The sequence below is a fragment of the Bacillus mexicanus genome (genome assembly GCF_050445615.1).
GTDB lineage: Bacteria > Bacillota > Bacilli > Bacillales > Bacillaceae > Bacillus > Bacillus mexicanus.
Genome location: NZ_JBCEYV010000001.1, coordinates 1,547,708 through 1,562,575, shown reverse-complemented (window position 1 = coordinate 1,562,575; position 14,868 = coordinate 1,547,708). Strand labels below are relative to the sequence as shown.

Here is a 14,868-nt window from a genome sequence, read left to right as displayed (position 1 = left end):
AGGTGGAAGTCGTGAAACGGCTGCTTGTGATGCTTCTGCCCGTGCTGCTTTTGATAAGCTGCGGGAAAGAGGACCAGACAGAACCCGATAAGGAGGTATCAGGCGGATTGGAGAATCAAGAGATTGTTTTATCTGTTGACGCCATTCAGGAGCCTGAACAAATCAAGTTTAACATGTCGCTGAAGAACCAAAGCGAACGTGCTGTTGAGTTTCAATTCAGCACAGGGCAAAAATTTGAACTCGTCGTGTATGATTCTAAGCGTAAAGAAAGATACCGATATTCGAAAGGCAAAATGTTTACGCAGGCTTTTCAAAATCTGACACTTGAATCTGGAGAAACATATGATTTTTCTGATATGTGGAAGGAAGTCCCTGAACCCGGAACCTATGAGGTGAAAGTGACATTTAAGGGCAAAGCGGAGAATCTCAAGCAAGTTCAGGCTGTTCAGCAGTTTGAAGTCAAATAAGAGGCTATGGCGAAAGCGCCATAGCCTTTTTTTATTGCAGTTTATCCAGCTGATCTTGAAATTGATGCAGCTGGTGACGCTCCGCATCTGTCGAATTGGCATACGCAGAAGATACAGCATTTTTAGCTCTCAGAATCGCTTGCTCCTGATCGCCTTCTTCAAAGCCGTTTGTCACCATGACAGCCTGTTGAACAAATGATTTTGCCTGCTGAAACAGTTCATTTCTCATTAATATTCATACTGCCTTTCAGCCGAGTCTCGTGCCGCGGCATGCTGGTGAGCTTCTTCTAATGTAGACCGATATGGAAATCTTGCGGCGTGTTGCCCGATGGAGTCTTTACCCTGGTGAATAAACCTTTTGGATTTGCTTCGTTTACCCATTTTGAGATTGCCCCCTTCCATACTTTGACGAGATGAGTCGTCTTCAATAGTATGGTGGGACAAAGTACGGATTATGAGTGGGAAAAATTAATACGAGCCGTTCTTTAAAGCGAGAAATATTCTTTTAAAAACCTTGCGACGCCATCCTCTTCATTTGTAACCGTTGTTCGGTTGGCAATCTGCTTGACCTCGTCAATTCCATTTCCCATTGCAACACCGCAGCCTGCGAATGCAAGCATCTCCAGATCGTTATCCTCATCTCCAAAAGCGATGATCCGCTCTCTCGGCACACCATAACCATCGCTGATTTTCTGCAGACCGACTGCTTTATTCATGCCGCTTTTAATAATTTCTATGACATGCCACGGCGCAGCCCATCTTCTATGGTCAATCACCTCGGCATGCACATCCGATAAATAGGAGCGTATGGCTGTCACATCTTCTTCTTTGGCGTGAATCAGCACAGATGTCACATCTTCACCGAGGTTTTCCCGCAAGTCTCCGACCGTCACATGTGTTGTGTTCATGTTAAAGGCATCAATCAGATGCTCGTCATGATAATGAAAATACACATCGTCAATCACTTCAGCAAGCACATTATGTACATTGTAACTCTCGCTGATATTCACTAATTGTTTGACAACTTCAAGCGGCAGTGATGTATGATACCTTCCCCAGCTGTCGTCCTGCGGATGATGGACAAACGCTCCGTTAAAATTGACAATCGGTGTTGTCAGCCCCATCTGCTGATAGTACATGGAGCTTGAACGGTACGGACGCCCTGTCGCGATGCAGACATAATGCCCGTCATCTTTTAGACGCTGTATCGTCCGAAGGGTGTTTTCTGATATGGTTTTATCATCCTTTAATAATGTTCCATCTAAGTCTAATGCGATTAAATAGGGTTTTGTCTCCATGAAAAGCTCCTTTAGCCATAGTCTTTACTTGTTTTGCCTTACTTCCAGTGTAGCTTTTTACCATCTTTATTGTCTACATGTTACACTTATGATTATGGTTATCCTAAGGAGGGGCACATTGTGATTCAAATTGAAAATCAAACCGTTTCCGGTATTCCGATTTTACATATTGTAAAGGAAGAGAACAGGCATCGCGCTGTTCCTCTCGTGATCTTTATACATGGTTTTACAAGCGCGAAAGAACACAACCTTCATATTGCTTATCTGCTTGCGGAGAAAGGCTTTAGAGCCGTTCTGCCAGAGGCTTTGCACCATGGCCAGCGGGGTGAGCAAATGACTGTTCAAGAACTGGCCGGATACTTTTGGGACATCGTGCTCAATGAGATTGAAGAGGTTGGCGCACTCAAAACCCATTTTGAAAAAGAGGGCCTGATAGACGGCGGCCGCATCGGTCTGGCAGGCACATCAATGGGCGGCATCACGACGCTTGGCGCATTGACTGCTTATGATTGGATAAAAGCCGGCGTCAGTCTGATGGGAAGCCCGAACTATGTGGAGCTGTTTCAGCAGCAAATTGATCATATCAAATCTCAAGGCATTGATATCGCCGTGCCGGAAGAAAAGGTAGAAGAGCTGATGAAGCGACTCGAATTACGTGATCTCAGCCTACAGCCGGAGAAACTGCGACAGCGTCCGTTATTATTTTGGCACGGCGAAAAAGACAAAGTCGTGCCTTATGAGCCGACCCGGAAATTTTATGAGACGATCAAATCCCATTACAGCGAGCAGCCGGAACGTCTCCGATTTATCGGTGATGAACATGCTGACCATAAAGTCCCGCGGACGGCTGTGTTAAAAACGATTGAATGGTTTGACACGCACTTATAAAGCACAAAGGTATGAACAAGGGCCGGGTTTACGTTATACTGTAGAAAAAAGGAGTGAGGGTACGTGGAAGAAGCATTAAAAGAAAACATCATGGGCGCCTTGGAACAGGTTGTTGATCCTGAGCTTGGCGTTGATATCGTAAACCTTGGTTTGGTATACGATGTTGATATGGATGAAGACGGCTTAACGCACGTTACAATGACATTGACATCAATGGGCTGCCCGTTAGCGCCGATTATCGTGGATGAAGTGAAAAAAGCATTAGCGGATATTCCGGAAGTAAAAGAGACGGAGGTTCACATTGTGTGGAATCCGCCGTGGACAAGAGACAAAATGTCCAGATACGCGAAAATCGCGCTAGGCATTCAATAAAACAAAAAAGGACGGCCTGCTATGGGAGGCTGTCCTTTTTTACAGCTGGAAGGAGTGAGCTTAAAATGATGTATCTGCTAGCTGTCCTATGCCCGCCGCTTGCTGTTTTATTTTCGGGCAAGCCGTTTCAGGCATTGCTGAATCTCATATTGACCTGTGTTTTTTGGCTGCCGGGTGCGATTCATGCCTGCTTTATCGTTGCCGACCGCCGCGCTGAAAAACGGGCAAGAAGATAACCTGGAAACATAGAATAAGGGACATAAAAAATAGCAGGGAGAGTGCCATGAAAAAGAAATTGCTCGCATTCGCGCTCTGTACAGGCGCGTATGCGGCCCTGTTTGCGTACGCTGTGCACACAACAGATCAAAAAGCAGACACAAACGAAATGACGGATGTCAGCCGCCTGATGCCAGTGAAAATTAAGCAGGCAGTAAAAGGGCAGGAAGAGGAAACGCTCATTGACACGGTCAAAGAGGCAAACCGAAAAAACATAAAGATTTCAATCGCCGGGACGCAGCATTCCATGGGCGGCCATACATATTACGAGGACGGCATTGTTCTAGACATGACGGGCTACAACAAAATCCTGTCCCTCAATCAAGAGAAAAAAACGATCAGAGTGCAAAGCGGCGCGACGTGGAATGACATCCAGAAATACGTGAATCCATACGGGCTTGCGGTAAAAGTCATGCAGTCGCAAAACATTTTTACAATTGGAGGATCACTCAGCGCCAATGCGCACGGACGTGATATCCGCTATGGCTCGCTGATTGATACAGTCAAATCATTTCGGCTTTTAAAAGCGGACGGAACGATTGTCACTGTTACTCCAAAAGATGATTTATTTACAGCTGTCATCGGAGGGTACGGTCTTTTTGGCGTGATTCTTGATGTAACGCTTGAGCTGACGGATGATGAGCTGTATGTCATGCAGACTGAAACAATGAATTACAGTGAATACGCCGACTATTTTACAAAGCACGTAAAAGAAAATCCTGATGTCCGAATGCATCTGGCGCGAATTTCAACAGCGAAAAAAGGGTTTCTGAAAGATATGTATGTCACGAATTATGAATTGGCTGATCATCAGAATCAGCTGTCATCATACAGCAATCTTAAAGAAGACGAGTATACGGGGGCCACAAAGTTTGCGCTCGGCTTGTCAAGACGATATGAGTGGGGAAGAAATTGGCTGTGGAATACGCAGCAATCCTACTTTGTAAACCAAAACGGAACAAAAATTTCACGCAATAACGTCATGCGGTCCGAATCAGCATTTCTCGAATATGAAAACAACGACAACACAGATGTCCTGCAAGAATATTTTGTGCCGGTAAAGGAGTATGCGTCCTATATTGACGACCTGAGACAAACGCTGTCGCCGGAAGACTTGAACCTTTTAAACATTACGATCCGCTATGTGCAAAAAAATGAAAAGGCCGATCTTTCCTATGCGAAAGATGATATGTTTTCACTTGTGCTTTTGATAAATGAAGGCTTTTCGAAAGAAGACCAGAATGACACTGCCCGGATCATCAGGCGCATGACAGACGTTGCCATCAAACATGGAGGCAGCTATTATTTGCCGTATATGACTTACCAGACAAAAGCGCAAATGAGACAGGCATATCCGAAAAGCGAAGCGTTTTTTCAGAAAAAAAGAACGTATGATCCGGATGAGCGCTTTATGAATTACTTTTATCAGAGGTATAAATAATGGGGAAAAATAAATTAAAATGGCTGACATTATCACAAAGCAGCGTGTTTTTCGCAAGCAGCTTAATCTTTCCGTTTTATATATTGTTTGTGAAAAATATCGGATCGAGCTACACGCAGTTCGGTTTTTCCTACGGATTGTTCGGGCTGAGCGGAGCGCTCATTTATCCGCTTCTCGGACGGCTGTCTGAAAGGTTTGACAGCCGTTATTTTCTGCTTGCAAACTCTTGGGGCATGGCTGTTTTGCTTCTGTATGTCCCGCAGATTGGCAGTGTCGTTCAAGTGTACATCGTCCAAGTGCTGTTAGGGCTCTTTGGCGCGATGCAAAAGCACGGAGAAAAAGTGCTGATCGCCAATTTTACAGATGGCGGTGAGCGGGGAAAGAAGATTGGGAATTATCATTTTTGGACAGCTGTCTTTTCAGCAGTCGCCATTATGCTCGGCGGCTTTCTCGCCGACTTTTTTACAGTACAAATGATTTTTTATACAAGCTCTATTCTTTATTTTTTGAGCGGATTGATGATGATGAAAACAGGCTGACATGTTCAGTCTGTTTTTTATATTGCTAAAAAAGGCGTCAGATCAACATTTTATAATGAAATCATGTTAGGTTTTTTGAGCTGGATTTTCATAGAACAGAAAATATATAAATGAATAAAAATATTAAATATACGATTGAATTAATTTTTATTCATGTTATAATGTTAAATAATTTCACAAAGACCAAGAAGGTGAATTTGATTTGAAAATAGGAATTGTAGGGGCTACAGGATACGGAGGCACCGAACTTGTCAGGATTCTCTCGCATCACCCTCATGCAGAAGAATGTATACTTTATTCATCCAGCGGAGAAGGGAATGTCTATAGCGAGATGTATCCCCATCTTACCGGCTTAGAGAATCAACAGCTGAAGCCGATTGATATGAATACGATCAAACGCGAAATAGATGTCATGTTTCTTGCTGCGCCGCCCGGGGTATCAAGTGAATTGACTCCGCAGCTGGCAGGCGCGGGAATTTCGGTTATTGATCTGTCAGGTGATCTGAGGATACAAGCGCCGGCTGAATATGAAAAGTGGTATAAACGGGCGGCGGCACCGAAGGATGTGATTCATGAGGCAGTATACGGGCTGGCAGAATTAAATCATAAGCAAATTCAACAGGCGAAACTCATTGCCAATCCGGGCTGTTTTCCAACAGCTGTTTTGCTTGGCCTCGCGCCATTGGCTCAAAAGAAGCTGATCAATGAATCTTTCGTTATCGTTGATGCGAAGACCGGTATTTCCGGAGCGGGAAGAAAAGCATCCATGGGAACTCATTATTCTGAGCTGAACGACAATTTTAAAATTTATAAAGTGAATGAACATCAGCATACGCCTGAAATTGAACAGGCGCTGCAAGAATGGCAGCCGGGACTTGGTCCTATTACGTTTTCAGCCCACTTGGTTCCGATGACAAGAGGTATCATGGCGACGATGTACACGCAAGTATCCTCTAATCTATCAGCAGGTGATCTGTATAATCTATATTCGGAATTTTACCAAGATTCATATTTTGTGAGAGTAAGGCCAAAAGGACAGTATCCGCAAACGAAGGAAGTGTACGGCAGCAATTTCTGTGATATCGCTGTGACCCTTGATGAGAGAACGAACAGGGTCACGATTGTTTCGGTAATCGATAATTTAATGAAGGGTGCCGCCGGTCAGGCTGTGCAAAACTTTAATTTGATGAATGGCTGGAATGAAGAGACTGGACTCACCATGACGCCAATATATCCATAGAACGGGAGAGACTCGAATCATGATTCAGTTAAGTGAAGATCAAATTGTAAAAGTAACAGGTGATATATCCTCGCCAAAAGGGTTTCAGGCAAAGGGCGTACATTGCGGGCTGCGCTACTCAAAAAAAGACATCGGCGTCATTATCAGCGATACACCGGCCGTAAGCGCAGCGGTGTATACGCAAAGCCATTTTCAGGCAGCTCCCATCAAAGTGACACAAGCCAGCTTAAAGCATGGGGCAGCATTAAAAGCCGTTATCGTCAACAGCGCTATTGCCAATGCCTGCACGGGGGAACAGGGCATAAGGGACGCATACACAATGCGGGAGAGCCTCGCTTCACAGCTTGGCATTGAGCCCGAGCTTGTCGCTGTTTCATCAACAGGCGTTATCGGCGAACATTTAGATATGGAAAAAATTCAGTCGGGGATCGAGCTGCTGACACATACTTCTGCTGGATCAGGCGATTTTGAAGAAGCGATTTTAACAACAGATACTGTGATCAAGCAGACGTGCTATAAGCTGACAATTGGCGGCAAAACAGTCACGATCGGCGGAGCGGCTAAAGGCTCGGGAATGATTCATCCAAACATGGCTACGATGCTCGGGTTTGTGACAACGGATGCAGCAATCGAAGAAAAAACACTGCAAAAGGCGCTGCGTGATATCACTGACGTTTCATTTAACCAAATCACAGTTGATGGTGAAACATCCACGAACGACATGGTCTTGGTCATGGCGAACGGCTGTGCAGAAAACGAGTGCCTGACAGAAGATCACCCAGATTGGCCGGTCTTTAAAAAAGCGCTCTTGCTTACTTGCGAGGATTTGGCTAAAGAGATTGCCAGAGACGGAGAAGGCGCGACAAAACTAATCGAAGCCCAAGTGCAGGGCGCGAAAAACAATCTTGATGCAAACGTGATTGCAAAAAAAATTGTCGGCTCAAGCCTCGTGAAAACGGCGGTCTACGGAACAGATGCCAACTGGGGGCGCATCATCGGAGCCATTGGACACAGTGCGGCCCGGGTGACGGCAGAAGAAGTAGAGGTTTATCTCGGGGGCCAATGCCTGTTTAAACATAATGAACCTCAGCCATTCTCTGAATCTATCGCCAAGGAATACCTTGAAGGAGATGAAATCACGATTGTCATAAAGATGAATGAAGGTGACGGGAACGGAAGAGCGTGGGGCTGTGACCTGACTTATGACTATATCAAAATTAACGCGAGCTATCGCACGTAATAAAGGGGAGCACAATGAAGAAAACAATCGTTTTTAAATGCGGAGGGAGTGTCATCCGTGAGCTGTCTGAGGAATTTTTTCATAACCTGAAAGAGCTGATGGCTTCAGGATGGCAACTGGCGATCGTTCACGGCGGCGGCCCGGAGATTACAAATATGCTGAAACGGTTAAGTATCAAAACAGAGTTTTCGGGAGGTCAGCGGAAAACAACAAAGCCAGTGCTGGAAGTGGCTGAAATGGTTTTATCCGGCTCTGTGAATAAATTTTTTGTTGCCGAGCTTGCCAAACACGGATTGTGTGCTGCAGGAATCTCCGGCAAGGACGGCGGTCTTTTGGAGGCGGATTATCTCGATCGGGAAACATACGGGGAGGTCGGAGAAATCAAAAAAGTCGATGCATCTATGGTGAAGGCTCTGATGGAAAAAGGCATCATTCCTGTTATTGCCCCGCTGTCTATGACAAGTGACTGCAAGACGCTGAATGTGAATGCCGACTTGGCAGCATCAGCAGTAGCCGGAGCGCTTGAAGCTGATAAGCTGATGTTCGTAACAGATGTGGATGGAATCATGAAAGAAAAACAGCGCGTTGACGTCCTCACCTCTAAGGAGATTCAGATGCTGATCAAGCAGGAAGTCATCACAGGGGGAATGATTCCGAAGGTCAATTCAGCCTTATCGGCTTTATCAAATCAGATGTCAGAAGTCATGATCGTAAACGGAAAAGGATCATTCTTGTCAGAACAAGCCTTTCAAGGAACAAAAATCGTCAAAGCAAAGGAGACTGTTTCATGAGCAGCTTATTTCAAACCTACGGCCGCTGGGATATTGACATCAAAAAAGCAGAGGGAACGTACGTTGAGGATCAAAACGGCAAAACCTATCTCGATTTCATTCAGGGAATTGCAGTATCTAACTTGGGTCACTGTCATGAAACGGTTACCGAAGCGGTCAAAAAACAGCTCGACAGCGTATGGCACGTATCCAACCTATTTCAAAACAGTCTTCAAGAGCAAGCGGCACAAAAGCTGGCTGCGCACAGTGCGGGAGATCTCGTCTTTTTCTGCAACAGCGGTGCGGAAGCGAATGAAGGCGCGATCAAACTCGCCCGAAAAGCAACTGGGAAGACGAAAATCATCACGTTTCTTCAGTCGTTCCATGGCCGCACATATGCAGGAATGGCTGCGACTGGACAGGATAAAATCAAAACAGGCTTTGGCCCGATGCTGGAAGGCTTTTATTACTTGCCGTACAACGACCCTTCCGCTTTTGAGACTCTTGAGAAGGAAGACGGCATTGCGGCGGTGATGCTTGAGACAATACAGGGAGAAGGCGGAGTCAATCCGGCGAGCGTTGAATTTTTAACAGCTGTCCAATCGTTTTGCAAAGAAAAAGAGGCCCTTCTGATTGTTGATGAAATCCAAACCGGCATCGGACGGACGGGAAAGGGCTTCGGATACGAACACTTCGGCCTCTCACCAGATATCATCACAGTCGCAAAAGGTTTGGGAAACGGCTTTCCAGTCGGCGCTGTCATCGGCAAAAAACAGCTTGAAGAAGCGTTTACTCCTGGTTCTCACGGAACAACCTTCGGAGGAAATATGCTGGCGATGGCAGCTGTGAATGCCACATTGCAAATTGTATTCCAGCCTGATTTTCTGCAAGAGGCTGCTGACAAAGGGACATTTTTAAAAGAAGAGCTTGAGGCGCAGCTGAAAAACCCGTTTGTCAAACAAATCCGCGGGAAAGGATTAATGCTTGGAATTGAGTGTGATGGCCCGGTTGCTGACATTATTGCTGAATTGCAGACATTAGGCTTGCTTGTGCTGCCGGCCGGCCCGAACGTCATTCGGCTGCTGCCGCCGCTTACCGTGACACAGGATGAGCTTGCAGAAGCAATCAGCAAACTGAAACAGGCAATCGCTCAGCATTCGGCCGTAAAACAGTAAATTTTTTTCGGTATAAAGGCATAAAAATTCATTTTAATAATTAATTATACATCGGGAGGCGGGCTGTTAGATGGAAGGTTATTTAGTGTTAGAAGATGGAACGGCGTTCAGCGGCGAGCTGGACGGTCATGAAAGCTGCACAGGAGAGGCTGTTTTTTTTACAGGAATGACAGGCTACCAGGAAGTGCTGACAGATCCATCATATAAAGGACAGATTATCGTATTTACCTACCCGCTGATTGGCAACTACGGTATTAATGAAAAGGATTTTGAAAGCAAGAAACCGCAAGTGAAAGCCGCGGTTGTCTATGAGGCGTGTGATCATTTTTCACATCATGAAGCAGTATACAGCCTCAAGGAGTATTTGCAGAAATGGAACATTCCGCTCTTGACCCATGTCGATACGAGGGCAGTTGTGAAAAAAATCCGCGCAAACGGAACGATGGGTGCGACTGTCACAGCCTCTAAAGAAGCAGCTGAGGTCGCTCTCCAGCCAGAGGACGTGGCACAGCAGGCTTCCGCACAGGAAATCAGCACCATCGGTGACGGAAATAAACATATCGCTCTTATCGATTTCGGCTATAAAAAGTCCATCGCGTCAGCACTCGTCAAACGAGGCTGCAAGGTCACTGTGGTGCCGTATCAGCAAATGGAAGCTGTCTGCGATTTAAAGCCGGACGGCATTGTGCTATCGAACGGACCTGGAGACCCGAAAGCCATTCAGCCGTATTTAGGAAAGATTAAAAGCATCATCAGCCAGTTTCCGACTCTCGGCATCTGTCTCGGCCATCAGCTGATCGCGCTCGCGTTCGGAGGGAATACATTTAAGCTGCCATTCGGACACAGGGGCGCAAATCATCCGGTCATCGACCGTGAAACGAAACGCGTTTTTATGACAAGCCAAAATCATAGCTACGTGGTTGATGAAAAGTCTATTAATCAAGAAGAGCTTACGATTAGGTTTCACCATGTCAATGATACGTCAGTTGAAGGGCTTTCCCATAAAAAATGGCCTGTCATGAGTGTTCAATTTCACCCGGAAGCCCATCCAGGCCCTGCGGAAAGCGAATGGATTTTTGATGATTATCTAAAGAATGTGATACCAGCAAGGAGAGAAATCGCGCATGCCTAAAGACACCAGTATTTCAAGCATATTAGTAATCGGCTCAGGCCCGATCATCATCGGGCAGGCCGCAGAATTTGATTATTCAGGCACTCAAGGGTGCATCGCGCTGAAGGAGGAAGGCTATCGGGTGATCCTCGTCAACAACAATCCGGCGACCATTATGACCGATGAAGCCTTCGCTGACGACATTTATTTTGAGCCGCTGACAGCAGAAAGCCTGACAGCCATCATTCAGAAAGAGCAGCCTGATGGGCTTCTTGCCAATTTAGGCGGGCAGACCGCGTTAAATCTAGCGGTGGAGCTTGAAGAAACGGGTGTTTTAAAAGAGCACGGCGTCAAACTGCTCGGGACATCCGTTGAAACGATACAAAAAGGTGAAGACCGGGAAAAATTCCGTGCGCTGATGAATGATTTGAACCAGCCAGTGCCGGAGAGTGAAATTGTTGATAACGAGGCTGACGCTATCCGTTTTGCGGAATCCATCGGTTTTCCTGCCATTATCAGACCAGCTTACACATTAGGCGGAAAGGGCGGGGGTATTGCCCCTGATAAAGAGGCCTTTACAGCTATGATCAAGCAGGCGCTATTAGCAAGCCCGATCAATCAATGCCTTGTGGAAAAAAGCATTGCCGGCTTTAAAGAAATCGAATATGAAGTCATGCGTGACAGCAATAACACATGTATTACCGTGTGCAACATGGAGAACATCGATCCTGTCGGTGTGCATACAGGTGACTCCATCGTTGTGGCGCCGTCACAAACGTTAACGGATGAAGATTATCAAATGCTGCGGACGGCAAGCCTGACGATCATCTCGGCACTTGATGTCGTAGGCGGCTGCAATATTCAATTCGCGCTCGATCCATTCAGCAAGCAATATTACGTCATCGAAGTGAATCCGCGGGTGAGCCGGTCATCTGCTCTCGCATCTAAAGCAACCGGTTATCCGATTGCGAAGATGGCTGCAAAACTGGCAGTCGGTTACACCCTTGATGAGCTGGAAAATCCCCTCACAGGCTCGACTTACGCAAGCTTTGAACCTGCGCTGGACTATGTGATTGTCAAATTTCCGCGCTGGCCGTTTGATAAATTCAAGAACGCAGACCGCAAGCTTGGCACAAAAATGAAAGCCACCGGTGAAGTGATGGCGATTGAACGGAATTTAGAAGCGGCAATACAAAAGGCAGCAGCGTCTCTTGAACTGAAAAATATCGGTACACACTTACCAGAGCTCAGCGGATTATCGATTGATTCACTTTGGGAGCTGGCAGTCACGCCGGACGACCGCAGATTTTTCGTCGTCATGGAGCTGCTGAGCCGTAGCATAACGATTGATGACATCCATGCGAAAACAAAAATTGATCCGTTTTTCCTGCATACCTTTGACAACATCATCAAAATGGAAAACCGGATGATGGAAACAGACGGAAATATCTCTTTTGACTTATTGAAAAAAGCAAAGGAAAAGGGATTTTCTGACGCGACGATTGCCTTGCTTATCGGCAAGACAGAAGGAGAGGTGCGCACACTTCGCAAGGAGCTGGGCATTATGCCTTCCTTCAAAATTGTCGATACATGCGCGGCTGAGTTTGATGCGAAAACAAACTACTTTTACTCCACATATTTCGGAGAGACAGATGGGGACATCAGCCACAAAGAGAAAAAGCGCGCGCTGATTATCGGTTCAGGCCCGATTCGGATCGGCCAAGGCGTTGAATTTGATTACAGTGCTGTGCACGGTGTGCTGACACTGCAAGAGCTTGGATTCGAAACCATCATGATCAACAATAATCCGGAAACGGTCAGCACCGATTATGAAATTGCGGACCGCCTGTATTTTGAACCGATGACAACGGAGCACATTTTAAACGTAGCGGAGCAGGAAAACATTGATTTTGCTATCGTGCAATTTGGCGGCCAAACCGCAATCAATGCCGCGGAAGCGCTAGAAAAAGCCGGCATTACCTTACTCGGCACATCGTTTAAAACGCTCGACGTGTTAGAGGACCGTGACCAATTCTATCAGCTTCTTGATGAGCTCGGATTGAACCACGCAAAAGGCGAAATCGCTTATACAAAAGAAGAGGCCGCTCAAAAAGCTGATGAGCTCGGTTATCCGGTGCTTATCCGTCCATCTTATGTTATTGGCGGAATGGGCATGATCATTGTGGACTCGAAATCCCAGCTTTCTGAGCTGCTGAAGAGTGAAAACAGCCTGCCATACCCAATTTTAATTGATCAGTATGTGCCAGGAAAAGAAGTCGAAATTGATTTGATTTCTGACGGCGAAGATGTCTTTATTCCGACCTATACAGAACATATCGAACGGGCGGGTGTCCATTCGGGAGACAGCTTTGCCATCCTTCCCGGACCGTCCATCACAAGCGGGCTGCAGCAGGGAATTAAAGATGCCGCGCAAAAAATTGCCCGAAAGCTTTCCTTTAAAGGCATCATGAACATTCAATTTGTGATCGACAATGGACACATTCTCGTTCTTGAAGTGAATCCAAGAGCAAGCCGCACGGTTCCTGTCGTCAGCAAAGTAATGGGTGTTCCGATGATTCCGCTCGCCACACGTCTGCTGGCTGGGGCGTCTTTAAAAGAGGTAAACCCGGCAGTTCAAAATCATCATGGAGTTGCCGTGAAGTTCCCTGTGTTTTCGTCTCACGCAATCCAGGATGTGGATGTCAAGCTGGGTCCGGAAATGAAATCAACGGGTGAAGGCATGTGTGTTGCGTATGATGCAGACAGCGCCTTGAAAAAAATCTATACACGAATCTGGAATCAAAAAGGAAGCGTATATTTGCAAAACGAACCGGCAGATATCAAGGAGTTAGCAGAAAAGGCTGGTTTTACCGTTTATGACGGGGCATTTTCCACATGGATGGAACAGAGCGAAAAAGCGCTTCACATCAATCTGAGCGGCTCCGAAGAAGCGCGTAAGGAACGTTTAGAAGCCATGACGCACGGTATCCCTGTCTTTACAGAAGAAGAAACCGTGCGGGCATTTTTACAAAGCGGGTCAGGGAATCCTCTGCCTGTATCACTCAAAGATCTCTATAAAAAGGAAGTGGCATCATGCATACAGTGACGCAAGCCAGTTTATACGGAAAAGATTTATTAACGTTAAAGGATCTCACTGAACAGGATATCAGTTCCTTGCTTGCAAAAGCCGGTGAGTTGAAACAAAACAAAATCCAGCCTATTTTCCAAGGCAAAACCTTAGCGATGATTTTTGAAAAATCATCAACGCGGACTCGTGTTTCATTTGAAGCCGGCATGGCGCAGCTGGGCGGGAGCGCCCTTTTCTTAAGCCGGAACGATATTCAGCTTGGACGCGGTGAAACTGTCGCTGATACGGCAAAAGTGCTGTCAGGCTATGTGGATGCCATCATGATCCGGACCTTTGAGCATGAAAAGGTGGAGGAGCTTGCTAAAGAAGCTGATATTCCAGTCATCAACGGACTTACGGATAAATACCATCCATGCCAGGCGCTGGCCGATCTTTTGACGATTAAGGAAACGAAAGGGAAGCTTAAAGGCGTGAAAGTCGCGTACGTCGGTGACGGAAATAACGTGGCGCACTCATTAATGATCGGCTGCGCGAAAATGGGCTGTGATATCTCGATCGCTTCGCCCAAAGGCTATAAAGTGCTGGATGAGGCTGTAGAAGCGGCAACAGCTGCTGCGTTTCAAACAGGTGCTTCCATCACCCTTACAGATGATCCGATTGAAGCTATAAAAGACGCGGATGTCATATATTCAGATGTGTTTACAAGCATGGGGCAGGAAGCGGAAGAACAAGAGCGCCTCGCTGTCTTTGCACCGTATCAGGTGAATGCGGCGCTTGTCAGCCATGCCAAGCCTGATTATACATTTTTACATTGCCTCCCCGCGCATCGTGAGGAAGAAGTGACTGCAGAGATTATTGACGGTCCGAATTCAGCGGTATTCCAGCAGGCGGAAAACCGTCTCCATGTACAAAAAGCACTGCTGAAAGCCATTTTATACAAAGAGGAATAATCAAAAAACTGCT

General features: G+C 46.3%; 16 protein-coding genes. 13 read left to right on the top strand and 3 right to left on the bottom strand.

From position 1 onward, the window contains the following. The first annotated feature begins 11 nt into the window (after window positions 1-11). On the top strand, window positions 12-467 hold the full coding sequence (locus tag AAGG74_RS08460) for a BsuPI-related putative proteinase inhibitor (RefSeq protein ID WP_429675087.1): 456 nt from the start codon (window positions 12-14) through the stop codon (window positions 465-467). Window positions 468-498: 31 nt separating this feature from the next. Here the strand turns inward: AAGG74_RS08460 and AAGG74_RS08455 are convergent, their stop codons facing one another. From AAGG74_RS08455 to yitU, 3 genes are all read right to left on the bottom strand, one after another. Then, on the bottom strand, window positions 499-696 hold the full coding sequence (locus tag AAGG74_RS08455) for a DUF3813 domain-containing protein (protein WP_162101973.1): 198 nt from the start codon (window positions 694-696) through the stop codon (window positions 499-501). Beyond that, window positions 696-848 (bottom strand): hypothetical protein, encoded by a 153-nt coding sequence (locus AAGG74_RS08450; protein WP_202923590.1) that lies wholly within the window; start codon window positions 846-848, stop codon window positions 696-698. Before AAGG74_RS08450 ends, AAGG74_RS08455 begins: the two co-directional genes overlap by 1 nt. A 104-nt stretch (window positions 849-952) precedes the next feature. After that, window positions 953-1,765, bottom strand: coding sequence for a 5-amino-6-(5-phospho-D-ribitylamino)uracil phosphatase YitU (gene yitU, locus AAGG74_RS08445; protein WP_162101972.1), 813 nt, complete (start codon window positions 1,763-1,765; stop codon window positions 953-955). Between the two features lie 120 nt (window positions 1,766-1,885). Between yitU and AAGG74_RS08440 the strand changes: the two genes are divergently transcribed. The 12 genes from AAGG74_RS08440 to argF all read left to right on the top strand — a co-directional run bounded on the left by AAGG74_RS08440 (window position 1,886) and on the right by argF (window position 14,855). After that, window positions 1,886-2,653 (top strand): prolyl oligopeptidase family serine peptidase, encoded by a 768-nt coding sequence (locus AAGG74_RS08440; protein ID WP_429675086.1) that lies wholly within the window; start codon window positions 1,886-1,888, stop codon window positions 2,651-2,653. A gap of 63 nt (window positions 2,654-2,716) precedes the next feature. Then, window positions 2,717-3,025 carry a metal-sulfur cluster assembly factor gene (locus AAGG74_RS08435; protein WP_003224525.1) on the top strand — a complete coding sequence of 103 codons (309 nt, stop codon included), beginning with the start codon at window positions 2,717-2,719 and terminating at the stop codon, window positions 3,023-3,025. Between the two features lie 65 nt (window positions 3,026-3,090). Further along, window positions 3,091-3,261: a YqaE/Pmp3 family membrane protein gene (locus AAGG74_RS08430; protein ID WP_429675085.1), complete on the top strand. Its 171-nt coding sequence runs from the start codon at window positions 3,091-3,093 to the stop codon at window positions 3,259-3,261. A gap of 47 nt (window positions 3,262-3,308) precedes the next feature. Then, window positions 3,309-4,742, top strand: a complete 1,434-nt coding sequence (locus AAGG74_RS08425; RefSeq protein WP_429675084.1) for an FAD-binding protein — start codon at window positions 3,309-3,311, stop codon at window positions 4,740-4,742. Next, window positions 4,742-5,281 (top strand): MFS transporter, encoded by a 540-nt coding sequence (locus AAGG74_RS08420; protein WP_429675083.1) that lies wholly within the window; start codon window positions 4,742-4,744, stop codon window positions 5,279-5,281. Before AAGG74_RS08425 ends, AAGG74_RS08420 begins: the two co-directional genes overlap by 1 nt. Before the next feature lie 202 nt (window positions 5,282-5,483). Next, window positions 5,484-6,521 carry an N-acetyl-gamma-glutamyl-phosphate reductase gene (argC, locus tag AAGG74_RS08415; RefSeq protein ID WP_429675082.1) on the top strand — a complete coding sequence of 346 codons (1,038 nt, stop codon included), beginning with the start codon at window positions 5,484-5,486 and terminating at the stop codon, window positions 6,519-6,521. Between the two features lie 19 nt (window positions 6,522-6,540). Further along, complete coding sequence (gene argJ / locus AAGG74_RS08410; protein WP_162101967.1) at window positions 6,541-7,761, top strand: bifunctional ornithine acetyltransferase/N-acetylglutamate synthase; 1,221 nt, start codon at window positions 6,541-6,543, stop codon at window positions 7,759-7,761. Window positions 7,762-7,775: 14 nt separating this feature from the next. Next, the gene (gene argB / locus AAGG74_RS08405; protein WP_429675081.1) at window positions 7,776-8,552 is read left to right on the top strand and encodes an acetylglutamate kinase; all 777 of its coding nucleotides are present in this window, start codon (window positions 7,776-7,778) and stop codon (window positions 8,550-8,552) included. Then, window positions 8,549-9,706 carry an acetylornithine transaminase gene (gene argD / locus AAGG74_RS08400; protein ID WP_429675080.1) on the top strand — a complete coding sequence of 386 codons (1,158 nt, stop codon included), beginning with the start codon at window positions 8,549-8,551 and terminating at the stop codon, window positions 9,704-9,706. The genes argB and argD overlap by 4 nt, the downstream gene beginning before the upstream one ends. 70 nt (window positions 9,707-9,776) lie before the next feature. Continuing rightward, window positions 9,777-10,838: a carbamoyl phosphate synthase small subunit gene (locus AAGG74_RS08395; protein ID WP_429675079.1), complete on the top strand. Its 1,062-nt coding sequence runs from the start codon at window positions 9,777-9,779 to the stop codon at window positions 10,836-10,838. Continuing rightward, a complete protein-coding gene (carB, locus tag AAGG74_RS08390; RefSeq protein ID WP_429675078.1) occupies window positions 10,831-13,923 on the top strand; it encodes a carbamoyl-phosphate synthase (glutamine-hydrolyzing) large subunit in 3,093 nt (1,030 codons plus the stop codon). The genes AAGG74_RS08395 and carB overlap by 8 nt, the downstream gene beginning before the upstream one ends. Further along, window positions 13,911-14,855: an ornithine carbamoyltransferase gene (argF, locus tag AAGG74_RS08385; RefSeq protein WP_429675077.1), complete on the top strand. Its 945-nt coding sequence runs from the start codon at window positions 13,911-13,913 to the stop codon at window positions 14,853-14,855. Before carB ends, argF begins: the two co-directional genes overlap by 13 nt. Window positions 14,856-14,868 lie beyond the last annotated feature (13 nt).

What these genes read in the sequence shown, in the direction of transcription:
- AAGG74_RS08455 (WP_162101973.1), bottom strand. Translation starts at nt 696, where the DNA reads ATGAGAAATGAACTGTTTCAGCAGGCAAAATCATTTGTTCAACAGGCT.
- AAGG74_RS08450 (WP_202923590.1), bottom strand. Translation starts at nt 848, where the DNA reads ATGGGTAAACGAAGCAAATCCAAAAGGTTTATTCACCAGGGTAAAGAC.
- yitU (WP_162101972.1), bottom strand. Translation starts at nt 1,765, where the DNA reads ATGGAGACAAAACCCTATTTAATCGCATTAGACTTAGATGGAACATTA.
- AAGG74_RS08430 (WP_429675085.1), top strand. Translation starts at nt 3,091, where the DNA reads ATGATGTATCTGCTAGCTGTCCTATGCCCGCCGCTTGCTGTTTTATTT.
- AAGG74_RS08425 (WP_429675084.1), top strand. Translation starts at nt 3,309, where the DNA reads ATGAAAAAGAAATTGCTCGCATTCGCGCTCTGTACAGGCGCGTATGCG.
- AAGG74_RS08420 (WP_429675083.1), top strand. Translation starts at nt 4,742, where the DNA reads ATGGGGAAAAATAAATTAAAATGGCTGACATTATCACAAAGCAGCGTG.
- argJ (WP_162101967.1), top strand. Translation starts at nt 6,541, where the DNA reads ATGATTCAGTTAAGTGAAGATCAAATTGTAAAAGTAACAGGTGATATA.
- argB (WP_429675081.1), top strand. Translation starts at nt 7,776, where the DNA reads ATGAAGAAAACAATCGTTTTTAAATGCGGAGGGAGTGTCATCCGTGAG.
- argD (WP_429675080.1), top strand. Translation starts at nt 8,549, where the DNA reads ATGAGCAGCTTATTTCAAACCTACGGCCGCTGGGATATTGACATCAAA.
- AAGG74_RS08395 (WP_429675079.1), top strand. Translation starts at nt 9,777, where the DNA reads ATGGAAGGTTATTTAGTGTTAGAAGATGGAACGGCGTTCAGCGGCGAG.
- carB (WP_429675078.1), top strand. Translation starts at nt 10,831, where the DNA reads ATGCCTAAAGACACCAGTATTTCAAGCATATTAGTAATCGGCTCAGGC.
- argF (WP_429675077.1), top strand. Translation starts at nt 13,911, where the DNA reads ATGCATACAGTGACGCAAGCCAGTTTATACGGAAAAGATTTATTAACG.